Here is a 241-nt window from a genome sequence, read left to right on the forward strand (position 1 = left end):
GTTAAATGATGAACTACGCGTCAATGCAGGCTTAACTTACGGTGCTCGTTCCGGGTTTAGCCCGTATGCGCAATCTGGATTATTCCAAATCAGTACGTTTACCAAGTCGTCGACGACTAAAGAAGCGATTGATTTAGCCTTAAAAACCTATGCTCGTTTGTGGGAAAAGGGCATTGACCAAGTGACGTTAGATTCTGCTAAAGCCTATGTCAAAGGCCAGTTTCCGCCTAAATATGAGACC

General features: G+C 44.4%; 1 protein-coding gene. It reads left to right on the top strand.

Going from position 1 to position 241, the window contains the following annotated elements:
* Window positions 1-241: insulinase family protein (locus AAEZ05_RS29930; protein WP_350650282.1), on the top strand; the 241-nt coding region annotated here is incomplete at both ends.

Source organism: Pseudomonas sp. HY13-MNA-CIBAN-0226 (assembly GCF_040310305.1).
GTDB lineage: Bacteria > Pseudomonadota > Gammaproteobacteria > Pseudomonadales > Pseudomonadaceae > Aquipseudomonas > Aquipseudomonas gregormendelii.